General features: G+C 63.4%; 23 protein-coding genes and 2 pseudogenes. 17 read left to right on the top strand and 8 right to left on the bottom strand.

Annotated features, from left to right (window positions below; genetic code table 11):
- Positions 1-200 precede the first annotated feature (200 nt).
- The 5 genes from EJ074_RS24140 to EJ074_RS24125 are packed head-to-tail and all read left to right on the top strand — an operon-like array spanning position 201 to position 4,138.
- Positions 201-734: a MarR family transcriptional regulator gene (locus tag EJ074_RS24140; protein WP_095806964.1), complete on the top strand. Its 534-nt coding sequence runs from the start codon at positions 201-203 to the stop codon at positions 732-734.
- Positions 721-1,440, top strand: coding sequence for a response regulator transcription factor (locus tag EJ074_RS24135; protein WP_095806965.1), 720 nt, complete (start codon positions 721-723; stop codon positions 1,438-1,440). Before EJ074_RS24140 ends, EJ074_RS24135 begins: the two co-directional genes overlap by 14 nt.
- Before the next feature lie 51 nt (positions 1,441-1,491).
- The gene (locus EJ074_RS24130) at positions 1,492-2,907 is read left to right on the top strand and encodes an ATP-binding protein (RefSeq protein ID WP_095806966.1); all 1,416 of its coding nucleotides are present in this window, start codon (positions 1,492-1,494) and stop codon (positions 2,905-2,907) included.
- A gap of 56 nt (positions 2,908-2,963) precedes the next feature.
- Positions 2,964-3,128, top strand: a complete 165-nt coding sequence (locus EJ074_RS29830; RefSeq protein ID WP_165350003.1) for a hypothetical protein — start codon at positions 2,964-2,966, stop codon at positions 3,126-3,128.
- Positions 3,116-4,138, top strand: coding sequence for a glycosyltransferase family 1 protein (locus EJ074_RS24125; protein ID WP_095806967.1), 1,023 nt, complete (start codon positions 3,116-3,118; stop codon positions 4,136-4,138). The genes EJ074_RS29830 and EJ074_RS24125 overlap by 13 nt, the downstream gene beginning before the upstream one ends.
- 158 nt (positions 4,139-4,296) lie before the next feature.
- Here the strand turns inward: EJ074_RS24125 and EJ074_RS24120 are convergent, their stop codons facing one another.
- From EJ074_RS24120 to EJ074_RS24110, 3 genes are all read right to left on the bottom strand, one after another.
- A complete protein-coding gene (locus EJ074_RS24120) occupies positions 4,297-4,656 on the bottom strand; it encodes a tRNA-binding protein (protein ID WP_095806968.1) in 360 nt (119 codons plus the stop codon).
- An 18-nt stretch (positions 4,657-4,674) separates the two neighbouring features.
- Positions 4,675-5,175 carry a YbjN domain-containing protein gene (locus EJ074_RS24115; protein ID WP_095806969.1) on the bottom strand — a complete coding sequence of 167 codons (501 nt, stop codon included), beginning with the start codon at positions 5,173-5,175 and terminating at the stop codon, positions 4,675-4,677.
- Positions 5,176-5,481: 306 nt separating this feature from the next.
- Complete coding sequence (locus EJ074_RS24110) at positions 5,482-5,784, bottom strand: accessory factor UbiK family protein (RefSeq protein ID WP_095806970.1); 303 nt, start codon at positions 5,782-5,784, stop codon at positions 5,482-5,484.
- Positions 5,785-5,911: 127 nt separating this feature from the next.
- On the opposite strand from EJ074_RS24110, the gene lgt reads away from it, so the two are divergent.
- The 6 genes from lgt to EJ074_RS24080 all read left to right on the top strand — a co-directional run bounded on the left by lgt (position 5,912) and on the right by EJ074_RS24080 (position 11,722).
- Positions 5,912-6,766, top strand: coding sequence for a prolipoprotein diacylglyceryl transferase (gene lgt / locus EJ074_RS24105; protein WP_095806971.1), 855 nt, complete (start codon positions 5,912-5,914; stop codon positions 6,764-6,766).
- Positions 6,763-7,830: a class I SAM-dependent methyltransferase gene (locus EJ074_RS24100; RefSeq protein ID WP_095806972.1), complete on the top strand. Its 1,068-nt coding sequence runs from the start codon at positions 6,763-6,765 to the stop codon at positions 7,828-7,830. The genes lgt and EJ074_RS24100 overlap by 4 nt, the downstream gene beginning before the upstream one ends.
- 88 nt (positions 7,831-7,918) lie before the next feature.
- Complete coding sequence (gene pgeF / locus EJ074_RS24095; protein ID WP_095806973.1) at positions 7,919-8,713, top strand: peptidoglycan editing factor PgeF; 795 nt, start codon at positions 7,919-7,921, stop codon at positions 8,711-8,713.
- On the top strand, positions 8,713-9,864 hold the full coding sequence (locus EJ074_RS24090) for a Xaa-Pro peptidase family protein (protein ID WP_095806974.1): 1,152 nt from the start codon (positions 8,713-8,715) through the stop codon (positions 9,862-9,864). The genes pgeF and EJ074_RS24090 overlap by 1 nt, the downstream gene beginning before the upstream one ends.
- 55 nt (positions 9,865-9,919) lie before the next feature.
- Complete coding sequence (locus EJ074_RS24085) at positions 9,920-10,525, top strand: hypothetical protein (RefSeq protein WP_095806975.1); 606 nt, start codon at positions 9,920-9,922, stop codon at positions 10,523-10,525.
- A gap of 261 nt (positions 10,526-10,786) precedes the next feature.
- The gene (locus EJ074_RS24080; RefSeq protein WP_095806976.1) at positions 10,787-11,722 is read left to right on the top strand and encodes a ribose-phosphate pyrophosphokinase; all 936 of its coding nucleotides are present in this window, start codon (positions 10,787-10,789) and stop codon (positions 11,720-11,722) included.
- 104 nt (positions 11,723-11,826) lie between these two features.
- Here EJ074_RS24080 and EJ074_RS24075 read toward each other — a convergent pair whose 3' ends face one another.
- Positions 11,827-12,711 carry a helix-turn-helix transcriptional regulator gene (locus EJ074_RS24075; protein WP_095806977.1) on the bottom strand — a complete coding sequence of 295 codons (885 nt, stop codon included), beginning with the start codon at positions 12,709-12,711 and terminating at the stop codon, positions 11,827-11,829.
- Positions 12,712-12,837: 126 nt separating this feature from the next.
- Between EJ074_RS24075 and EJ074_RS24070 the strand changes: the two genes are divergently transcribed.
- Positions 12,838-14,067, top strand: coding sequence for an MFS transporter (locus EJ074_RS24070; protein WP_165350002.1), 1,230 nt, complete (start codon positions 12,838-12,840; stop codon positions 14,065-14,067).
- A gap of 31 nt (positions 14,068-14,098) precedes the next feature.
- Here EJ074_RS24070 and EJ074_RS24065 read toward each other — a convergent pair.
- Positions 14,099-14,750: pseudogene (locus EJ074_RS24065) on the bottom strand (glutathione S-transferase family protein).
- A gap of 382 nt (positions 14,751-15,132) precedes the next feature.
- Between EJ074_RS24065 and EJ074_RS24060 the strand changes: the two are divergent.
- The 5 genes and pseudogenes from EJ074_RS24060 (at position 15,133) to EJ074_RS24040 (ending at position 18,759) form a co-directional block, all read left to right on the top strand.
- A complete protein-coding gene (locus EJ074_RS24060) occupies positions 15,133-15,777 on the top strand; it encodes a 50S ribosomal protein L25/general stress protein Ctc (protein ID WP_095806978.1) in 645 nt (214 codons plus the stop codon).
- Positions 15,778-15,801: 24 nt separating this feature from the next.
- Positions 15,802-16,527 carry an aminoacyl-tRNA hydrolase gene (gene pth, locus EJ074_RS24055; protein ID WP_095806979.1) on the top strand — a complete coding sequence of 242 codons (726 nt, stop codon included), beginning with the start codon at positions 15,802-15,804 and terminating at the stop codon, positions 16,525-16,527.
- Between the two features lie 94 nt (positions 16,528-16,621).
- Positions 16,622-17,725 (top strand): redox-regulated ATPase YchF, encoded by a 1,104-nt coding sequence (ychF, locus tag EJ074_RS24050; RefSeq protein WP_095806980.1) that lies wholly within the window; start codon positions 16,622-16,624, stop codon positions 17,723-17,725.
- 124 nt (positions 17,726-17,849) lie between these two features.
- Positions 17,850-18,283, top strand: a pseudogene (locus EJ074_RS24045) (MaoC family dehydratase).
- Positions 18,280-18,759 (top strand): MaoC family dehydratase, encoded by a 480-nt coding sequence (locus tag EJ074_RS24040; RefSeq protein ID WP_095806981.1) that lies wholly within the window; start codon positions 18,280-18,282, stop codon positions 18,757-18,759. Before EJ074_RS24045 ends, EJ074_RS24040 begins: the two are co-directional and overlap by 4 nt.
- 102 nt (positions 18,760-18,861) lie before the next feature.
- Here EJ074_RS24040 and EJ074_RS24035 read toward each other — a convergent pair whose 3' ends face one another.
- The 3 genes from EJ074_RS24035 to EJ074_RS24025 all read right to left on the bottom strand — a co-directional run bounded on the left by EJ074_RS24035 (position 18,862) and on the right by EJ074_RS24025 (position 21,796).
- Positions 18,862-19,407: an adenine phosphoribosyltransferase gene (locus EJ074_RS24035; RefSeq protein WP_095806982.1), complete on the bottom strand. Its 546-nt coding sequence runs from the start codon at positions 19,405-19,407 to the stop codon at positions 18,862-18,864.
- Positions 19,408-19,602: 195 nt separating this feature from the next.
- Positions 19,603-20,475 (bottom strand): cytochrome c1, encoded by an 873-nt coding sequence (locus tag EJ074_RS24030; protein ID WP_095806983.1) that lies wholly within the window; start codon positions 20,473-20,475, stop codon positions 19,603-19,605.
- A gap of 19 nt (positions 20,476-20,494) precedes the next feature.
- Positions 20,495-21,796 (bottom strand): cytochrome b N-terminal domain-containing protein, encoded by a 1,302-nt coding sequence (locus EJ074_RS24025; protein ID WP_095806984.1) that lies wholly within the window; start codon positions 21,794-21,796, stop codon positions 20,495-20,497.
- Between the last annotated feature and the right edge of the window lie 6 nt (positions 21,797-21,802).

Below are 21,802 nucleotides of genomic sequence, written 5' to 3'. Positions count from 1 at the left end.
GCGCGACGGCGTCTGGAACGTCAGCCGGTGCCCGCAAGCGTAGGCGGATAATCAAAGCATGGCAAACTCAGGAAGTTCCAGAAAAACGACTTCCGCTTGCCTTTTCGATCGCAATCCGCCGAAAAGCTTGTCAAAAATTACCATTACCGGGAAATTACGTCAACAGTGCTGACATAATTTCCGTTTCGCATGGAGAAGAGATGACGGATCGAAACCCCGCAGCCGGAAAACCGATCAGGACGGCGGTCACCGACGAGGACGGTATCGACTTCGCCATCATCGAGCTGTTCTTCTTCGCCTACCGCGATTTCACTTCCGATCCCGACCAGATCCTGGCCGATTACGGCTTCGGCCGCGCCCATCACCGCGTGCTGCATTTCGTCAACCGCAGGCCCGGCCTCACGGTTGCCGAGTTGCTGGACGTGCTGAAGATCACCAAGCAGAGCCTGGCGCGGGTGCTGAAGCAGTTGATCGACACCGACCATATCGTCCAGCTGCAGGGTCCGCGCGACCGCCGCCAGCGCGAGCTCTACCCCACCGCCAAGGGCCGCGCCCTGGCGCTAGCGCTCGCCCGGCCACAGTCGCGCCGCATCCGTGCTGCATTGGAGGATTCCGGTGCCGCCGAACGCGCTTCGATCGAAAGATTTCTGGAGGCGATGGTCAATCCGGAACTAAGAGCGCAGATCGACATTGTGCCTGCGCAGACATCGGGGAAAAACCATGGAGACCAGTGAGAAGGTAGATCATCCGGCGGCGCCCGACGATGATGCGCCGCATCTGCTGGTGGTCGACGACGATACCCGCATCCGCAACCTGCTCAAGCAGTATCTGTCAGAGAATGGCTTTCGCGTCACCGTCGCCGGCAATTCCAGCGAGGCCCGGCGCAAGCTCGCAGGGCTCGATTTCGACCTGCTCGTGCTGGACGTGATGATGCCCGGCGAGACCGGCGTCGACCTCACCAAGGCGTTGCGGGCCGAGAAGAACGTGCCGATCCTGATGCTGACGGCGCTCTCGGAGACCGACAGCCGCATCACCGGGCTAGAGGCCGGCGCCGACGACTATCTGCCGAAACCTTTCGATCCGCGCGAATTGATCCTGCGCATCAACAACATACTGCGCCGCGGCGGCCCGACGGCGACGCCCAAGGTCGAGCAGCTGGTGTTTGGCCCCTATACATTCCAGATCGCCAAGCGCGAGTTGAAGCGCGGCGGCGAGGCGCTGAAGCTGACCGACCGCGAACAGGAGATCCTGGCCATCTTCGCGGCGCGCGCCGGGGAGACCATACCGCGCCACGAACTCGTCGGCGACGAATCGGACGTCGGCGAGCGCACGATCGATGTCCAGATCAACCGGCTGCGCCGCAAGATCGAGCGCGATCCGTCCAACCCGGTCTGGCTGCAGACCGTGCGCGGTATTGGGTATCGGCTCAGCGTGGAATAACATGCTCATCGACGGCCTTTGGTGAACGGCCATCGACGAGCGGAAGGGCGAATGGCGACCACGCAACTGGAACAGCCCGAAGGCGGCGGCCACGGCGAACTCGCGATGCGCACGCTAAGAGCGATGCCGCGCGCCTGGAACCGGTTCTGGCGCCTGGTCGCGCTCTACATGCCGAAGCGGCTCTATGCTCGCTCGCTGATCATCGTCATCGCCCCGATGATCCTGTTGCAGTCGGTGGTCGCCTTCGTCTTCATGGAACGCCATTGGCAGACGGTCACCCAGCGCCTGTCGCAGGCGACCGTGCGTGACATCGCCGCCATCATCGACATGATGGAGACCTATCCGCACGACGCCGACTACGCCAACATCATCCGCATCGCTCAGGATCGCATGCAGCTGAAAGTGGATCTGCTGCCGCCCGATCCGCTGCCGCCGCCCGGCCCAAAACCGTTCTTCTCGATCCTCGACGAGGCCCTGTCGTCGGAGATCACTAGGCAGATCAACCGACCCTTCTGGATCGACACGGTCGGCAATTCTAACATCGTCGAAGTCCGCGTGCAGTTGGAAGGCAAAGTCCTGCGCGTCTTCGTGCGCCGCAGCCAGGCCTACGCCTCGAATACCCATATCTTCCTGATCTGGATGGTCGGCACCTCGCTGGTGCTGCTGATGATCGCCATTCCCTTCCTGCGCAATCAGATCCGGCCGATCCTCACGCTCGCCGAGGCTGCCGAGAGCTTCGGCAAAGGGCGGCCGATGCCGCGCGATTTTCGTCCGCGCGGCGCCGAGGAGGTGCGCCGTGCCGGCTTTGCCTTCATCCAGATGCGCGAGCGCATCGAGCGCCAGATCGAGCAGCGCACGGCGATGCTCACTGGCGTCAGCCACGACCTCAGGACCATCCTCACCCGCTTCAAGCTGCAGCTGGCGCTGGCCGGCGGCAAGGCCGAAACCAAGGCCGCGCTCAACCAGGACATCGACGACATGCAGTCGATGCTGGAGGGCTATCTCGCCTTCGCCCGCGGTGAGGCTACGGAAGACGCCGGCCGCTTCGACCTGCAAGCCTATTTCCAGAAGCTCGGGGAAGAAGCTTTGCTGCGCAGATGCAAGCTGTCGACAACGCTTGTCGGCGATCCGACCGTGCATGTGCGGCCCAACGCCTTTGCCCGGCTGCTCTCGAATGTGATCGGCAACGCCTTCCGCTACGCCAAGACCGTCGAAGTCGATGCCAATCACGGTCGCGGCTCGCTGACGGTCACCATCGACGACGACGGTCCGGGCATTGCGCCCGAAAAGCGCGAGGAGGTGTTCAAGCCGTTCCTCAGGCTCGACGAGGCGCGCAACCTCGATGCCAGCGGCACCGGCCTCGGCCTGTCGATTGCCCGCGACATCGCCCGCAGCCATGGCGGCGACATCAGCCTCGAAGACAGCCCGCTCGGCGGCTTGCGCGCCGTGATCAAGGTGCCCGCGTAAGTCGGGGCAAGGACGGGAGTCATCCGCCCGTCATGAAACCATGGTCAAGAGCGCGCATGAAGCGCGCGACCCAGATCGATTCGGCCCTGCCGCCAGGCTTCGATCCCGTGCCCGCCCGGGTGCGCTGGAGCGAAGCGCAAGCTGCTGCCTGGTCGCCGCTCCGCCATCACAAGGGCTGGGCTAAAAATCTTTCCAGCGAAGGGCAGCCATGCGCATCCTGATGGTCACCGACGCCTGGCGGCCGCAGGTCAATGGCGTCGTGCACACGCTGGAACGGCTGACCGAGACACTGAAAACTTTCGACGTCCAGGTCGACTTCCTGACGCCGAACACTTTCCGCACCTTGCCGCTGCCGACCTATCCGGACATCCGCCTGGCGCTTACCACGCCAAGCCGCGTGGCGCAGCTGATCGATGCGCGCAAGGCCGACCATATCCACATCGTTACCGAAGGTCCGCTCGGCATCATGGCGCGCCGTTATTGCCGCAGGGCCGGCCGCCCCTTCACCACCAGCTATCACACGCGCTTCCCCGAATATCTCAGCGCCCGCCTGCCGGTGCCGGAGCGTTGGACCTACAACTGGCTGCGCGACTTCCACAATTCCGGACACGGCACGCTTGTCGCCACGCGGTCGCTGGCGGACGATCTGGCCGCGCGCGGCTTCGACAAGCTGAGGCCTTGGACGCGCGGCGTCGACACCGAGCATTTCCGGCCGGAAAAGCACAAGCAGACGAGCTTTCCCCGTCCGGTCTTCCTTTGCGTCGGTCGCGTCGCGATCGAGAAGAACCTGAGCGCCTTCCTCGACCTCGACCTGCCCGGCAGCAAGGTGGTGGTCGGCGAGGGACCGGAATTGGCGAAGCTCAAGGCACGCTATCCGAACGCGCATTTTCTCGGCCATCGCCCGAACGACGAACTGGCGGAAATTTACGCATCGGCCGACGTGTTCGTCTTTCCGAGCCGCACCGACACGTTCGGCAACGTCATCATCGAGGCTTTAGCCAGCGGCACGCCGGTGGCCGCCTACCCGGTGACCGGTCCGATCGACATCGTCGGCGACGGCATCGGCGGGGCCGTGTCCGAGGACCTAGGCGAGGCCGCGCTCAAGGCGCTCCAGGTCGACCGCGCCGAGGCGCGCCAGCGCGCTCTGCGCTACAGCTGGAAGGCCTGCGCCGAAATGTTTCTCGACGTCGTCGAGGAAGCGCTGGGAAAGACGCGCAAGCTCGCGGCGTGAACGCCTTGGCGTATAGGATGCGTTGAGATTCAGGTCAGGCCGAGCTGAGAATGGTGGGCTCCGAGAACCGGAGCGGAGCGTCGTCTTTGGATATGTGAGCACCGGAAGCGCAGGAGACTGCCGTTCGCAAGCCGCCCTCACCTCAATATCAATGCATCCTAAAACAGCCGCCCGCCGTCCGGCACCCTGCGCTCGATGGCGCCGAGCACCACGGCGCCCTCCTCGTCGGGAAAGCCCAGCGTCAGCACTTCGGACATGAAAGGGCCTATCTGGCGCGGCGGGAAGTTGACCACGGCAAAGACCTGCCGGCCGATCAGTGTCTCCGGCGCATAGTATTTGGTGATCTGCGCCGAAGATTTCTTCACGCCGATCACCGGGCCGAAGTCGATCTTCAGCTTGAATGCCGGCTTGCGCGCCTCGGGGAAAGGCTCGGCTTCGATGATCGTGCCGGCGCGGATATCGACACGGTCGAAATCGGCAAAGCTGATCTCGGGCTTGCGCGCGCCACTTGAACTCATTGCAAATCCCGGCGGCGTTCAGGCAGTTCCATGCGTTTCGAACAGCACGCTGGACAGCGCGTCCTTGGCCGACGTGCCGGACCAGACGACGAACTGGAAGGCCTGGAAATAGCATTCGCAGGCTTCGAGCGCCGACGACAGCAACACCTCGACCTGCTGGCTCGACGGCTCGACCCCGCCGGCCAGCAGCAGCGACTGCCGGAACATGATGGCGCCTTCCTGCTCCCAGAGGTCGAAATGGCCGAACAGCATCTGCTCGTTGATCAGCGACAGGAGCCGCATCACTTCGAGCGTGCGCATCTCCGGCACCTTGATGTCGAAGGCGCAGGCCAGATGCAGCGCCTCAAAATCCTCCATCCACGAGAAGGAGACGTGATAATCGGTCCAGCTGCCTGCCACCGAAATCGAGATCTCGTCGTCGCCGGCGCGCTCGAAAGCCCAGTCGTTGTTGTGCGCCACCTGCTCGATCACATCCACCGGGTGGATTTCGCGGGAGAATTCGAGTTCGAGGAGTTCCATGAATGCTTCCTGTGTTCAGGGGAGCGCCACACGCTCCGCGGGGCACACACGACGAACAATCCTGTCCAGAACTCGGACGGCCGGGGCTTTCACAGACCCCAACCGGACCCCACCGCCCGGCGCATGACCCAGCTTCGAATCATGCAACAAATTCAGTCTATTGATCGGGAGTCGCGTGAACAGCCCAATTTTTCGCACTGCGTCATTCGCATGTGGAAAGGCGCTGTCACAAAGATTCATGCAATGCCGGTAAGCGATTCACGGCAAAGCGATTTTTCGGATCGCGCTTTGTGGAAAAGTTTACGATTATTTTTTCGTTTTGGGCTTCGCCGCCGCCGTAGGTGCGGCCTGTCCCGTCAATTCGGCGAGCTTTGCCTCCAGCGCCTCGATGCGCGCCGCAAGCAGGATGTTGTCTTCCCTGGCCTTGACGGCCATCTCGCGCGCGGCCTCGAACTCCTCGCGCTGCACCACATCCATTGAGTTGAGGATGCGCTCCGCCTGGCCCCGGAAGGCCGTCTCCACCTCGCGCCGCACGCCCTGGGCGGCGCCCGCGGCATCGGTCATCAGCTTGGCGAATTCATCGAGAATGCGGTTCGGTCCGTTCGACATGGCAGATCCTCGCTTGCTGAGTTTGACGTAGTGGCGAGCGGCGCCGAATGCAAGCGAAGCCTGCCTTGACCCCGCCAAAAGCCTGCCGCATGGTCCGCGCCGATCGATCACCCACCGGGAGACCAGTTTGAGCGAATACTTCCTGCTGCCGCTGGCCTCCCTGCCCTTCCCAAACATCGATCCGGTGATCGTCCATGTCGGACCGCTGGCGGTGCATTGGTATGGCGTCGGCTACATCGTCGGCATCCTGTTTGCCTGGTGGTACGCCAAGCGGCTTGTCACCAATCCGCGGCTTTGGCCGGATGGCAAGCTGCCGATGAAGGCGGAAGATCTTGACGACTTCATCGTCTGGGCTGCGATCGGCGTGGTGCTCGGCGGGCGCACCGGCTATGTGCTCTTCTACGACTTGCCGCGCTACATCGCGCATCCGCTCGACATCTTCGCGGTCTGGCAGGGCGGCATGTCTTTTCACGGTGGGTTGCTCGGCGTGATCCTCGCCATGACGCTGTTTTCGCTCAGGCGCGGCATTCACACCTGGACGCTGTTCGACGTCGTCTCGGCCGGGGTGCCGGTTGGCCTCGGCCTCGTACGCCTCGCCAATTTCGTCAATTCCGAGCTCTGGGGCCGGCCGACGGACGTGCCCTGGGCGATCGAATTTCCCAATGGCGGCCCGTTCACTCGTCATCCGAGCCAGATCTACGAGGCATTGCTGGAGGGCCTCATATTGTTTCTGGTGCTGCGTTTCCTCACCCATTCGCGGCTCAAGCTGAAGACGCCGCGCTTTGTCGGCGGCGCTTTCATCTGCGGCTACGGCCTGTCGCGCATCTTCGTCGAGTTCTTCCGCGAGCCGGATCAGCAGCTCGGCTATCTGCTCGGCACCAACTGGCTGACCATGGGCATGATCCTCTCCACGCCGATGGTGCTCGCCGGTATCTGGGCCATGGCAACCGCAAAGCCGGTGACGCAGCCGCAGGCGGCATGACCCGGCTGAAGGACCGCATCGTCGACCTGATCGGCGCGGTGGGGCCGATCCCGGTCAGCGAATACATGGCGCTCTGCCTGTTCGATCCCGAGCATGGCTACTACACGACGCGCGAGCCGTTCGGCGCCGCCGGTGACTTCATCACCGCGCCGGAGATCAGCCAGATGTTCGGCGAACTCGTCGCCGTCTGGCTTTACCAGTCCTGGCAACGCATCGGCCGGCCGCTGCCTGTCACCGTGGCCGAGATCGGGCCGGGGCGCGGCACGCTGATGAAGGACATGCTGCGCACCTTGCTGCGCCTCGATCCGGCTTTCGCCGGCGACGCCTCCTTTGCCATGGTCGAGACCAGCCCGCGCCTGACCAAGATCCAGCAGGCGACCCTTGCCGGCCAGCCGGTGAAGCTCGCCTGGCATGAATCCGTGGACGCGCTGCCCCGGCAGCCGCTGATCATCGTCGGCAACGAGCTGTTCGACGCCGTGTCGATCCGCCAGTTCGTTCGCACTGGAGCAGGCTGGCGCGAACGCCTGGTGGGCCTCGATGACGCCGACCGGTTGCATTTCTTCGCCGGTGCCGGCTCGGTCGACCCGTCGCTGCTGCCCGACGACGCTGTTGATGCGCCGGAAGGATCTATCGTCGAGATTGCCCCTGCCCGCGCGGCGCTTATGTCGGCGATTGCCGAACGGATCGCGGTCCAGAGCGGCGCCGGGCTGTTCATCGACTATGGCTATTTGCGACCGGGTGTCGGCGACACCTTGCAGGCCTTGCGCAGACACGATCACGAAGATGTGCTGGCCAATCCGGGCGAGGCCGACCTCACCGCCCACGTCGATTTTGCCGCCCTTGCCGCCACCGCGCAAACACACGGCCTCGCGGCACAGTTGGCGACGCAGGGTGACTTCCTGCTCGGCATGGGCCTGCTCGAGCGTGCCGGCGCGCTCGGCGCCGGTGCGGACAGCAAGACCCGGCAGACCATCTCCGATGCCGTCGAACGCCTCGCCGGCCCCGACGCCATGGGCAAGCTTTTCAAGGTCCTGACGATCCTCCCGGCGGTGGAGGCCGGCTGACATCGGCCCCAAACCCATACAGGCTGGTCCGGCCACTTGCCGGAACTTCGCCTTGACGAAATGGCCGCCAGAGACAACAAACCCATCCATGCTGAATCAGACGAAACCAGATCCAGTAAGGTCGCCTCATCTGGACGAGGTGAAGGCGAAAGGCATCCGCCACGGTTACTTCACCCGCATCGGCGGCGTTTCAAGAGGCATCTACCGTGGCCTCAACATCGGCATGGGGTCGAACGATGACCAGGCGCTGGTTGCGGAGAACCGCCGCCGCGTCGCCGAATGGATGGGTGTCTCGGTCGACCATCTCTTGACTGCGCATCAGGTCCACTCCCCGGACGCCGTCATCGCCCGGGAGCCTTTCGCAGGCCCGCGCCCCACGGCCGACGCCGTCGTCACCGATCGGCCCGGCATCGCGGTCGGCGCCTCGACCGCGGATTGCGGGCCGGTGCTGTTCGCCGATGCCGAGGCCCGCGTCATCGGCGCAGCACACGCCGGATGGAAAGGCGCCTTCACAGGCGTGCTCGAAAACACCATTGCGGCGATGGAGGGCTTGGGCGCCCGCCGCGACCGCATCGTCGCTGTTCTCGGCCCCTCTATCGGACCCGAGAACTATGAAGTCGGACCGGAATTCGTCGCCCGCTTCGCTGAGGCCGACGCCGCCAACCACAGCTATTTCAGGCCGTCGGCCAATGCGGGCCGCTCGATGTTCGATCTCAACCGATATACGGTCGATCGGCTGCGCAAGGCCGGCGTGATCGCTGAAGGGCTCGGTCGCTGCACTTACGCGGAGGAAGACCTTTTTTATTCTTACCGGCGCACCACCCACCGCGGGGAAGCGGATTACGGGCGGCAGGTATCGGCAATCGTTTTGGAGAAAGAGTAATGGCGCTGCATTTCGAACGTTCGGAATTCGACGCGCGGCGCGACCGCCTGCTGATCGAGATGGCCGAAAAGAAGCTCGACGCCGTGCTGCTGTTCGCCCAGGAGAGCATGTATTGGCTGACCGGCTACGACACGTTCGGCTTCTGCTTCTTCCAGTGTCTGGTGGTGAAGGCTGACGGCTCGATGGTGTTGCTCACCCGCTCCGCCGATCTCAGGCAGGCGCGCCAGACCTCGATCATCGACAACATCACACTGTGGACCGATCGAGACGGTGCAAACCCGGCGATCGACCTGCGCAACCTGCTCAACGACCTCGATTTGCTGGGGGCCCGCATCGGCGTCGAATATGATACGCACGGGCTCACCGCTTACAATGGCCGCCGCCTCGACGAGCAGTTGCAGACCTTCGGGCAGATCGCCGATGCGTCCGGCATCGTGGGCCGGCTGCGACTGTTCAAGAGCCCGGCCGAAATCGCCAAGGCGGAGAAGGCGGCAGGTCTTTCCGACGACGCCCTCGATGCCGCCTTGCCGCTGATCAAGCAGGGGGGCGACGAAGCGCTGATCCTCGCCGCCATGCAAGGCGCGATCTTTGCCGGCGGCGGCGACTACCCGGCCAACGAGTTCATCATCGGCTCCGGCATCGATGCCCTGCTTTGCCGCTACAAGTCCGGACGCCGCAAGCTGAACAAGAACGATCAGCTGACGCTGGAGTGGGCGGGCGTCTTCCACCACTATCACGCTCCTATGATGCGCACGGTGCTGACCGGCAAAGCCTCGAAGCGCCACCAGGAACTGTTCGATGCCGCCCGCGCCGCCATTCTCGCCGTCGAGAAGGCGATGACGCCCGGCAACACTTTCGGCGACGTCTTCGACGCGCATGCCCGCACGCTCGAGGCGCACAATCTCACCAAGCACCGCCTGAACGCCTGCGGCTATTCGGTCGGCGCCCGCTTCACCCCGTCCTGGATGGACATGCCGATGTTCTACCAGGGCAATCCCGAACCGATCGCGCCCAACATGACGCTGTTCGCTCACATGATCATCATGGACTCAGAAACCGAGACCGCGATGACGCTCGGCCGCACCTATCTCACCACGGAATCGGCGCCGAAGCCGCTCTCGCGCCATGATCTCGACTTGATCGTGCAGTGAATCCATAATGATGGGCTCACGCGGGGGCGTTCGCCAGCAGGGAGTTTTCAGGCAAATGAGACGATCGCAGGTGACGACCGTGTCATTGCTTGCGGCGCTGGCGCTTACCGCTTGCACCAATGCCAAGGACGTGCTGGAGCCGTCCGCCATCACACCGCCGGCGAGCTCCGCCCAATCCGTGCCCGCCGCCCAAGGCGCATCGGCCGCCACATCGCCGACGACGAGCTCGCCGGCTCCGGCACCGGCAGCTTCGGCACCCGCCACGCCGGCTCAGACTGCCGCCCTGGCCAAGACCCGGCTCCAGGTTGCCCCGATCGTCGGCGCCTCGGTGGAGGCCGCAGCCCCGCTGACGGCGGAACTGCAGACGCGTGCCAAGCAGCGTGGCGTGACGCTGGTCGGCAGCACCGACCAGACGGCAACGCATGTGCTGAAAGGCTATTTTTCCACCATGACCGAAGGCAAGGACACCACGGTCATCTATGTCTGGGACATCTACGACCCGTCCGGCAACCGGCTGCATCGCATCAATGGCCAGCAAAAGTCGGCTTCGGCGGGCAGTGGCGAAGGCTGGCCGGCGGTCGCGCCCGCGACCATGCAGGCCATCGCCGACCAGACGATCGACCAGTTCGCTGCTTGGCTTGGCACCGGCGGCGCCGGCTGAGCAACGGTTCCAGGAAAGTGCGCAACGGCATTTCGTTCGCAACTGCATCAAAGCAGAGAGGCGGAGCGTTCAGAGATTCTGCCGGGCGCCGAACCGGTCCCGCGGACCTGTTGCCGGCTTGCGATGCTCTCGGCCTTTGATGCAGCCGGCTGAAGGATTCCCAATTACGAGGCTTGCAATACCGGCGCGGGCCGCTAAAAGCCCGCATCAAAGGCTCACGAGAGTCTGTCAGGTCTCTCCATCCTTCACCAGGAACGGTGCATGAAGCTTTTCGCGGGCAATTCCAACAGGGTGCTGGCCGAAGCGGTCGCTCGCTATCTCAACATCCCGCTGGGGAAAGCGAGCGTCAGACGCTTCGCCGATCAGGAGATCTTCGTCGAGATCCAGGAGAATGTCCGCGGCGAGGATGTCTTCATCTTGCAGTCGACTTCTTATCCGACCAACGATCATCTGATGGAACTGCTCATCATGATCGACGCCTTCATGCGCTCTTCGGCCCGGCGCATCACGGCTGTCATTCCCTATTTTGGATATGCCAGGCAGGATCGCCGCGCCTCCGGCCGCACGCCGATCTCGGCCAAGCTGGTCGCCAACATGATCACGCGCGCCGGGGTCGACCGCGTCCTGACGCTCGATCTCCACGCCGGCCAGATCCAGGGCTTCTTCGACATCCCGACCGACAATCTGTTCTCGGTGCCGGTCATGGCGCGAGACGTGAAGGCCAAATACAAGCAGCTCGCCAATGTCGTCGTCGTCTCGCCCGACATCGGCGGCGTGGTCAGGGCGCGCGCGCTGGCCAAGCGCTTCGATGCGCAATTGGCGATCGTCGACAAGCGTCGCGAACGCCCAGGCGAATCCGAGGTCATGAACATCATCGGCGCCGTTGCGGGCAAGGACTGCCTGCTGATCGACGACATCGTCGATTCCGGCGGCACGCTCTGCAACGCCGCTGACGCGCTGCTTGCCAACGGCGCCACCAGCGTCACCGCCTATATCACCCATGGCGTGCTCTCGGGCGGCGCGGTCGCCCGCATTGCTGGCTCGAAGCTGCAGGAACTGGTGATCACCGACTCCATCCAGCCGACCCAAGCCGTGCTCGACGCCCCCAACATCCGCGTCATCTCGATCGCCGACCTGATGGGCGAGGCGATCTCGCGCACGGCAACCGAAGAATCGGTGTCGAGCCTGTTCGACTAAAGCGCGTCGCGCTGAACAGATTCGAAAGGCGACGCACTTTAAGTTTTTTTTATTTGATGCATGTCGTTGCCCCAGAACCGCTGCACCCTTATGGGTGACATGCATTAGACCGCCCCAGCTTCCGACCTTGCAGGGCCGCTGGGCCGCTTGTGTCCCTCGCTCGGTTCGCGCGCGCCCCGCATATAGCCGCGGGGTGAGGTTCCAAGCATGCGCTTGAACATGGTGATGAAGGCCGGCACGCTGTCATAGCCGAGATCGAGCGCCACCCTGGTGATCGGCTCGCCGTCGGCAAGCCTGGGCAGCGCTGCGAACAGGCAGGCCTGCTGGCGCCAGGTCGACAGCGGCAGGCCGGTCTGGCGGTGGAAAGCGCGGGTGAAGGAGCGCCGGCTCATGCCTGCGGCATTCGCCCATTCGTCGATCGTCGCATGCGGCGACGGGGCAGCCACAAAGCGCCGGCAGAGTGCGGCCAGCCTCGGATCCGACGGGAACGGCAGGCCGAGCGGCCGTTCCGGCAGGTTGGGGATCTCATGCAGCAAAAGCCCCATGATCAGCCCGCCGCGGCCTTCCAGTTCGGCGCCCTGCGGCAGCTTTTCCGATTCCACGATCAGGCTGTGCATCAATTCGGTGATGCCGACGACACGCAAGCCCTCCGGCAGCCCGGCAATGGCCCCGGGCGTGACATAGACCGAACGCATCGAGACATCGCCCAGCATCTCGACGGAATGCTCGATGCCTGCGGGGATCCACATCGCATGGTCTGGCGGCACCATCCACCGCCCGTGCTTTGTCGTCACCAGCACGACGCCTACCAGCGCATGCAGCAACTGGCTGCGGCTATGGCGGTGCAGGGGTACATGATAGCCGTCGGGATACTCGTTCGGAAGCGCTACCGCAGGCGCGACGACTTCCTCCAGCCACTGCCAGCGCGTTTGATGCAGCCGGCCAAGCTCGGCCGCATCGCCCCTGAATATCTCCCTGCCGTGCGGCATGGTTGTGGCCCACTCGCGAAACAATTGGACCAAACCACGAAAGAAGTCGCCATTCAAGCAGAATATAAGGCACCCAGCCTATACGGCTGGCCGCGGTTTGCCGCCAGAAGTCCACGGAGCATTGCCTTGACCGATACGACCGCCACCACCGTCGCGACGCCAGCGACGGCAACCAACATCTCGGCGCAGGCGACGGCATTCACCGTCATCCTTGCGGTGAGCTTCTGCCACTGCATAAACGATATCATGCAGTCGCTGTTGGCGGCCATCTATCCGCTGCTCAAGGAAAACTACGGTCTCGATTTCTGGCAGATCGGTCTTTTGACCTTCACCTTCCAGGTGACGGCATCGCTGCTGCAGCCGCTGATCGGCATGATCACCGACAAGCGGCCGATGCCCTATTCGCTCCCCTACGGCATGGCTTCGTCGCTGATCGGCCTGGTCGTGCTCGCTTATGCCGGCCATTACTGGCTGCTCCTGATCGGCGCCTCGCTGATCGGTATCGGTTCGGCGATCTTCCATCCGGAATCCTCGCGCATCGCCCGCTTCGCCTCTGGCGGCCGCTTCGGCCTGGCGCAATCGCTGTTCCAGGTCGGCGGCAATTTCGGCCAGGCGATGGGCCCGCTGCTGGCAGCCTTCATCGTCGTGCCCTTCGGCCAGACCAGCATTTCCTGGTTCGCCATCGGCTCGCTGATCGGCATCATCGTGCTGTGGCAGGTCGGCGGCTGGTACAGCCGGCTGCGCGCCTCGATGGCCACCCGCAAGCAGCCTGTTCACGTCTCACCCTTCGCGCGCAAGAAGGTGATGGGCGCGCTCGCCGTGCTGACGCTGCTGGTGCTGACCAAGAACGCCTACATCGCCTCGATCTCCAGCTACTACACCTTCTACGCCATCCATAAGTTCGGCGTTTCGGTGCAGATGTCGCAGGTGATGCTGTTCCTGTTCCTCGGCGCCTCGGCGCTGGGCATCCTGCTCGGTGGCCCGTTTGGCGACCGCTACGGACAGAAGGCGATGATCTGGTTCTCGATCGTCGGCGTGCTGCCGTTCACCCTGGCGCTCCCCTACGCCAACTTCGAATGGACGATGGTGCTGACGGTGCTGATCGGTCTGATCCTGTCGTCGGCCTTCTCCAACATCGTCGTCTTCGCTCAGGAACTGGTCCCGGGCCGCGTCGGCATGATCGCCGGCATCTTCTTCGGTTTCGCCTTCGGCATGGGCGGCATCGCCGCGGCGGTGCTCGGCGTCATAGCCGACATGAAGGGCATCGACTTCGTCTACCAGCTCTGCTCCTACCTGCCCTTCCTCGGCCTGCTGACGGTCTTCCTGCCGAACATGAGGGAGGCGAAGAAGGCCTGACGTCCAGAATTGGAATTGTCGGGCCGGGCAGTCAGTCCGGCTCGGCCGCGCTCCTGACTGGTGGCAGCTCCGGCGCTTCCAGTCCGCCGAAAGGATCGCGCCAGGCATCGATCGCCTCGAGCCGCCGGTACCAGCGGCTGACAGACGGATAGTCATCGAGCGGCAGCCTGGCGACACTGTTGAAAGGCAGCAACGTCGCCATGCGAAAGTCTGCATAGGATACCGTCTCCAACCAGCCACACTTGTTGTGAAAGCGCCGTATCCAGGAGTGCAGCGGCCGTGTGGAACCGCCTCAGTCCCTCCTCGACCAGCGCTTGGTCGATCGGGCCGAGCCGGTAGCGCTGCTTGGTGCCGCGCTCGAAATGCACCATGTCGCAGGCCCGGACAAAATTCTCCTTGCCCCAGCTCAGCCACCGGATCATGTCCGGTTCGTCGTCGCCGCTGCGCCAGAAATCCGAACGCGCGTCGCGCGAAAGCCGGCAGGCGATTGCGTCGGCTTCCCACAGGCTCCATCCCGGGCCGGCTAGTATGGGTATGGTCAGGTTTGGGTTGAGCGCGCGGTAATGCTCGGTTTGCCCGGGCGCCATGGGCGCGGCGAATTCGAACGCGATTTTCGCCTCGAGATGCCGCGCCACGGCAACGGCCAGGCGAGGATTGGGATTGCGGCTGAACAATAGTTTCATGTCGGTCCACACAGATCTTTCGGATGTCCGCCCCCAGGACGATTGAAATCCGCCCAATGCTACATCCAATGCTTTCATCCGGAGAGGTGTCGCGCGACCGAGGTGGAACTTGTATGAAGCCGAAGCGTCGGCCATGCCCTGCCGGAAATTCTCATGAACGCCCAGCCAAGCTTCCGCGGCTTGCACCCTCGCCCGCCTTCCGCTATAGAGCCGCCACCCGCGTAGACACCCTTGGAGGCAACGCGGAGGAAGGCCGGCTAGGCCTGCATGATCCCCAAATCGGATTTTGGACCAGATCGTGCAAGGCCATGACGGCTTTCGACGTTTACGGCGGAGCATTGAGCTTGCCGCGGACGCTCCATAACACGCGAAAGGAAATGCCATGAGCCACGATACTTACGAGCTCAAGGCCGAAGCGCGCGAACAGGTCGGTAAGGGGTCCGCCCGTGCAGTTCGCCGCAACGGTAAAGTGCCTGCAGTCATTTACGGCGACAAGCAGCCTCCCCTGGCGATTGCGCTGAACTACAAGGACGTCTTCTACAAGATCCACGGCGGCGGGTTCCTGACCACGATCGCCACGATCGATGTCGACGGCAAGAAGATCCAGGTCCTGCCGAAGGACTTCCAGCTCGATCCAGTCAAGGACTTCCCGGTCCATGTCGACTTCCTGCGCATCGGCAAGGACACCGAGGTCAATGTCGACGTTCCCGTTCACTTCATCAACGAGGAGAAGTCGCCCGGCATCAAGCGCGGCGGCGTGCTCAACATCGTTCGCCACGAAGTCGAGTTCCACTGCCCGGCCAATGCGATCCCGGAATTCATCACCGTCGATCTTACCGGCACCGACATCGGCGATTCGATCCACATCTCGGCGGTTACCCTGCCGGCCGGCGTCAAGCCGGTGATCTCCGACCGCGATTTCACCATCGCGACCATCGCCGGCTCCTCGGCGATGAAGCCGGAAGCGGCGGAGACCACCGAAGTGGCCGAGCCTGAAGCGGCGGCTGCTGCGGCCGAAGAGAAGTAAGCTCTTCCGCGCCCGGAGGCGACGATGCTTGTCTTTGCAGGCCTCGGCAATCCGGGCGCGAAATATGAGAACAACCGGCACAATGTCGGCTTCATGGCGGCGGACGCGATTGCCCGCCGCCATTCCTTTTCGCCCTGGTCGAAGAAATTCCAGGGCCTGATTTGCGAAGGCGTGCTCGGCGGCGAGAAGATCCTTCTGATCAAGCCGCAGACCTTCATGAACCTGTCCGGACAGTCGGTTGGCGAGGCACTGCGCTTCTACAAGCTCGGGCCTTCCGATCTGACCGTCTTCTACGACGAGATCGACCTCCCGGCCGGCAAGGTCAGGATCAAGGTTGGCGGCGGCTCCGGCGGCCATAACGGCATCCGCTCGCTCGACCAGCATGTCGGCAAGGATTTTCGCCGCGTGCGCATCGGCGTCGGCCATCCAGGCGTCAAGGAGATGGTGCATGGCCATGTGCTCGGCGACTTCGCCAAGGCCGATCGCGAATGGCTCGACGTCCTGCTCGACGCGATTGCCGACGATGCCGGATTGCTGGCCAAGGGCGACGACAGTTCCTTCATGAATCGCATCACGCTGGCGCTGCGCGAAAAGCTGGTGCCGACCGGCGACGACGACCGACCGCCGCCGAAGCCGCCGAAGGCCCAGAGCCACATCCGTCAGGCGCGCCAGCACCAGGCGCCGGCAAAGTTGCCTGAAAGCGGGCCGATGGCTGCGATGCTGAAGAAGCTGTTTGGCGGCAAAGACTGAGGCCGACCAGGGATCGCAGCGCAGGACTTGACGATCGTCGCCGCTTTCGCCCATAGCCCTCACCAAATCGAACTCCCGATAGGACCGAAAGAACATGGGTTTCAAATGTGGCATCGTTGGCTTGCCCAACGTCGGCAAGTCGACGCTGTTCAATGCGTTGACCAGGACGGCCGCCGCGCAGGCCGCCAACTATCCATTCTGCACGATCGAGCCGAACACCGGCGAGGTGGCGGTGCCCGATCCACGTCTGCAGAAGATCGCTGAGGTCGCCAAGTCCAAGGAGATCATCCCGACCCGCATCTCCTTCGTTGACATCGCCGGTCTGGTGCGTGGCGCCTCCAAGGGCGAAGGGTTGGGCAACCAGTTCCTGGCCAATATCCGGGAGGTCGACGCCATCGTGCATGTGCTGCGCTGCTTCGAGGATGACGACATCACCCATGTCGAGGGACGCATCGATCCGGTCGCCGACGCCGAGACCGTCGAGACCGAGCTGATGCTCGCCGATCTCGAAAGCCTCGAACGCCGCATCGTCCAGATCCGCAAGCGCGCTGCCGGCAAGGACAAGGAAGCAATGACGGTGCTGCCGCTCATGGAAGCCGCGCTCGAGCTGCTGCAGGGCGGCAAGCCGACCCGCATCCTGCTCGAGGGCATCGCGGCCGAGGACCTGCGCATCCTGCAGGGGCTCAACCTGCTCACCTCGCATCCGGTGCTTTATGTCTGCAACGTCGCCGAGGCCGATGCCGCGACCGGCAACGAGCACAGCAAGGCCGTGGAAAAGATGGCTGCCGCGCAGGGCGCCAGCACCGTGGTGATCTCGGCGGCGATCGAAGCCGAAGTCGCCCAGCTTTCCGACGAAGAGGAAATGGAATTCCTAGCCTCGCTCGGCCTCGATGAGCCGGGTCTCAACAAGGTGATCCGGGCCGGCTACGAGCTGTTGCAGCTCATCACCTACTTCACCGCCGGGCCGAAGGAGACGCGCGCCTGGACCGTGCACAAGGGCGCCAAGGCGCCACAGGCCGCCGGCGTCATCCACACCGATTTCGAGCGCGGCTTCATCCGTGCCCAGACGATCGCCTATAACGACTTCGTCACGCTGGGCGGCGAAGTCGCGGCCAAGGAAGCCGGCAAGGCGCGCGACGAAGGCAAGGAATATGTCGTCCAGGACGGCGACGTCATGCTCTTCAAGTTCAACACCTGATTTTGCCCGGCAATTGGCTGGTGGCTGCGCTCGGCTCCGCTCACCAGAAATCACTTGACCGAATTGCCTTGAGCCTTCATCCGGGATGCCCAACCTTGGGGATCACGCATTCCGGATTGTCGACATGACCCGAAAGACCTGGGCCTACGAGGATTTCGTCGAGGGCGCCACGCTCGACCTCGGCAGCAAGGATGTGAGTGCCGCCGAGATCATTGAATTCGCCAGCGAATTCGACGCCCAGCCGATGCATCTCGATGAGGAGGCCGGCAAGGCGAGCATCCTCGGTGGTCTTTCGGCTTCTGGGTGGCACACCTGCGCGATGTTATTCGACTCGCAGGTCGCCGGGATCGAGCATGTGAAGTGGAAGAAGCCGTCCTGGCCGGCGACCGGCTCACCGGCACAGTCACCGTGCTTTCCAAGCGCCAGTCGAAGTCCAGGCCGCAGCTCGGCCTGGTTGCCATGCGCAGCGAGCTCTTCAACCAGCGCGGCGAGAGTGTCTTCGAGCTCGAGAACACTGGCATGTTCCTCGCGCGTGATGCCGCACAGGGCCTGTCATGACTTTGGACGAGTTCTTCCTGATCGGCGAAACCGTCACGCTCGGCTCGCACAAGTTCGAGGCCGACGAGATCAAGGCCTTCGCCCGCAAGTACGACCCGCAGGCCTTTCATGTCGATGAGGAAGCCGCGCAGAAGAGCGTTCTCGGCGGGCTCTGCGCCTCCGGCTGGCACACCGCCGCCACCTGGATGAAATACAATCTGCAAAAGCGCATGGAGACCGAGGGCGTCCGCTGGACCGGCCCTGGACCGCAGCCGGAATTCGGCCCCTCGCCCGGCTTCCGCAACCTGAAATGGCTGAAACCGGTCTATGCCGGCGAGACAGTGACCTTCACGCGCACCGCGCTCGCCCATCGCCCGCTTGCCGCGCGCCCCGGCTGGAACCTGCTCACGCTGCGCTCGGAAGCGTTCGATTCGACAGGCGCCAAGGTGATCGAGTTCGACAGCGCTGTGTTGGTGAGGGTGAATGGTGAATGGTGAAGGGTGAATGGTGAATAGTAAGTAGTAAGTAGTAGCCAGGGAGCTACTATTCACTATTCACTATTCACTATTCACTATTCACTATTCACCATTCACCACCAATCAATGCCCCTCGAAGCCGATCAGCGTCCGGACCGGCACGCCGAGCGCTTCCAGCTTCCGGCGCCCGCCGAGATCCGGCAGGTCGATTACGAAGCAGGCGGCAACGATGTCGGCGCCGATCTGCCTGAGCAGCTTCACCGCCGCCTCCGCCGTACCCCCGGTGGCGATCAGATCGTCGACGAGGATGACCTTCTCACCCTCCGAGACGCCATCCTTGTGCATCTCCATCTCGTCGAGCCCATATTCGAGGCTGTAGGCGACGCGCACGGTCTCGTAAGGCAGCTTGCCCTTCTTGCGGATCGGCACGAAGCCCGCCGAAAGCTGGTGCGCCACCGCACCGCCGAGAATGAAGCCGCGCGCCTCGATGCCGGCGATCTTGTCGATCTTCAGCCCGGCGTAAGGATGCACCAGTTCGTCGATGGCGCGGCGGAAGGCGCGCGCATCGCCAAGCAAGGTCGTGATGTCCCGGAACAGGATGCCGGGCTTGGGATAGTCGGGGATGGTGCGGATCGCGGCAAGCAGCGTGTCTTCGAGCGACGATTTCATCAGGCGGCTCCCCGGCCCATGATCTGAGATTCGGGCAATGATCGTGAACGGACCGATCGTAGCCGCCCGCAAGGATGACGGCTACCGCCTACCGGAAAATTGTCTGGCAAATGATCAGATCGGCGTGCCGAGGCAGTTGAAAGACAAAGGGCGCCCTGCGGCGCCCTTCAAGATCTTGTGGGACTGGTCGCGGGCTCAGTGCGCCACGTCGGCCCACACCCGGCGCTTGGTGAGATAGACCAGCGCGCCGAACAGAACCAGGAAGATCAGCACGCGGAACCCGGTCTTCTTGCGGTCTTCCAGATGCGGCTCCGCGGCCCACATCAGGAACGCCGACACGTCGCGCGAATACTGGTCGATCGTCTGCGGCGAACCGTCGTCATAGGTCACCTGGCCGTCTGAGAGCGGCTTGGGCATCTTCAGCGACACGCCGGACAGGAAGTACGGATTGTAGTGCGTGCCTTCCGGGATCACCATGCCGGCCGGCGGCGTCTGGTCGTAGCCGGTGAGCAGCGAATGAATGTAGTCCGGACCGCCCTGGGCGTACTGGGTGAAGATGTCGAAGACGAAGCGCGGGAAGCCGCGCTCGACACCGCGCGCCTTGGCGAGCAGCGACATGTCGGGCGGAGCGGCGCCGCCATTGGCGGCGGCGGCTGCCTGCTCGTTCGGGAACGGCGCCGGGAAGTGATCCGACGGCTTGCCCGGGCGGTCGAACATGTCGCCGGCGTCATTGGGACCGTCATGGATCGTGTAGCTGGCGGCAAGCGACTTCACCTGCGCGTCGGAATAGCCGAGGTCCTCTAGCGTACGGAACGCCACAAGGTTCATCGAGTGGCAGGCCGAGCAGACTTCCTTGTAGACCTTCAGGCCGCGCTGCAGCTGGGCCTTGTCGTAGGTGCCGAAGGGACCCGCGAAGCTCCAGCCCATTTCCTTCGGTTCATTGATCGGGAAATGCGTCGGCGCGGCCGCGTTGTGTTCCTCCTCGGCGGCAAAGGTCCCTGCACCTGACATACAAGTACCCGCGACCACCAGGCCAAACAAAGCCAGCGAGGTGAGAATCTTCTTCATGCCAAATCCCCTCAGATTCTCAGCCTTTGGTTTCCGGCGCGGCCGTCGCGCCCGCCGGATGCCCGCTGCCGCCCTTTTTCTTTTCCAGCACCGCCTCGGTGATCGAGTTCGGCAGACGCCGCGGCGTCTCGATCAGGCCGAGCACCGGCATGATCACCAGGAAGAAGGTGAAGTAGAACAGCGTCGCCATCTGCGCCATGAACACATAGCTGCCCTCCGCCGGCTGCGAGCCCAGCCACCCGAGCAGGATTGCGTCGGCCACGAACAGCCAGAAGAACAGCTTGTACCAGGGCCGGTAGACCGCCGAGCGCACCTTCGATGTGTCGAGCCACGGCACCAGGAACAGCATGGCGATGGCGCCGAACATGCACAGCACGCCGCCGAGCTTCGAGTTGATCGGCCCGATGTTGAAGGTGATGGCGCGCAGGATCGCGTAGAACGGCAGGAAGTACCATTCCGGAACGATATGGGCCGGCGTCTTCAGCGGGTTGGCGATCGTGTAGTTGTCCGGATGGCCGAGATAGTTCGGCAGGTAGAAGACGAAATAGGCGAAGAAGAACAGGAACACGATCATGCCGAACGCGTCCTTGATGGTCGCATAAGGCGTGAACGCAACCGTGTCGGTCTTCGACTTGACCTCGATGCCGGTCGGGTTCGACTGGCCGACGACATGCAGCGCCCAGATGTGCAGCACGACGACGCCTGCGATCATGAAGGGCAGCAGATAGTGCAGCGCAAAGAAGCGGTTGAGCGTCGGATTGTCGACGGCGAAACCGCCAAGCAGCAGTTCCTGGATCCAGTTGCCGACCAGCGGAATGGCGCTGAAGAAGCCGGTGATGACGGTGGCGCCCCAGAAGCTCATCTGGCCCCATGGCAGCACGTAGCCCATGAAGCCGGTCGCCATCATCAGCAGGTAGATGATGCAGCCCAGGATCCATAGCAGCTCGCGCGGCGCCTTGTAGGACCCGTAGAACAGTCCGCGGAAGATGTGAATGTAGACGGCGACGAAGAAGAACGAGGCGCCGTTGGAATGGAGATAGCGCAGCAGCCATCCCGAGTTCACGTCGCGCATGATCTTCTCGACCGAATCGAAGGCGAGATTGGTGTCGGACGTGTAGTGCATGGCCAGCACGATGCCGGTCAGGATCTGCGAGGCCAGCATGATCGACAGGATGCCGCCGAACGTCCACATGTAGTTGAGGTTGCGCGGCACCGGGTAGGAGACAAAGCTGTCATGGACCAGCCGCGGCAGCGGCATGCGCGCGTCGAACCAGCGCTCGATACCGGTCTTGGGCGTATAGGTCGAGTGTCCCTCGCTCATCGAATT

This window comes from Mesorhizobium sp. M3A.F.Ca.ET.080.04.2.1 (genome assembly GCF_003952525.1).
In the GTDB taxonomy this organism is placed as follows: Bacteria; Pseudomonadota; Alphaproteobacteria; order Rhizobiales; family Rhizobiaceae; genus Mesorhizobium.
Note: the sequence above shows the minus strand (reverse complement) of the source record. Positions and strands in the feature narration are given on the sequence as shown.